Origin of the sequence: Pseudogemmobacter faecipullorum, assembly GCF_020539525.1 — a bacterium.
Classification (GTDB): domain Bacteria; phylum Pseudomonadota; class Alphaproteobacteria; order Rhodobacterales; family Rhodobacteraceae; genus Pseudogemmobacter; species Pseudogemmobacter faecipullorum.
Map to the genome: position 1 here is coordinate 1 of NZ_JACDXX010000093.1, position 555 is coordinate 555.

Annotated in this window: 1 protein-coding gene; it reads right to left on the reverse strand. The window is 62.7% G+C overall.

Going from position 1 to position 555, the window contains the following annotated elements:
* Window positions 1-238: 238 nt before the first annotated feature.
* The coding region (locus tag H0485_RS21355) for an ATP-binding cassette domain-containing protein (protein ID WP_226937879.1) at window positions 239-555 on the reverse strand (317 nt) is incomplete at its 5' end.

Below are 555 nucleotides of genomic sequence, written 5' to 3' on the forward strand. Positions count from 1 at the left end.
CGTTTATAGCCCCGCTCCGTGATCTGAGCGACCGCATCACGCTTGAAGTCGTCGCTGAAAGTCACTGTGACCATCATGGCCTCCTTGCCTCAAAAGTAGAAAAAAAGGCGACCATCAAACATGGGGCATTCAGTCAGATGATCTGTGCCCTTCTGACGCGGCGCAGACCGGCTTTTCCTGAACAGCACCAGCCAGTTCTGACGGGAGTGAGGGGGCAGACTGCTGCCCCTTTCGAACCTCACACCCCCAGCCAGCGATCTGCGATTTCGGGGCTCAGGGCGGGCATTTTGCCGCTCCAGACCGTCGCGCCGCGCTCAAGGATCACGGCGCTATCGGCCACTGCGGCGATTTCGGCCAGTGATTTATCAACCAGCAGGATCGAGAGCCCCTCGAGCTTCAGCCGCCGGATCGCGGCCTGAATCTCGCCACGCACCACCGGGGCCAGGCCCTCGGTGGCCTCATCCAGCACCAAAAGGCGCGGATTGGTCATCAGCGCCCGGCCGATCGCCAGCATCTGCTGCTCGCCCCCCGACAGGGTGCGGGCAACCTGGCCCG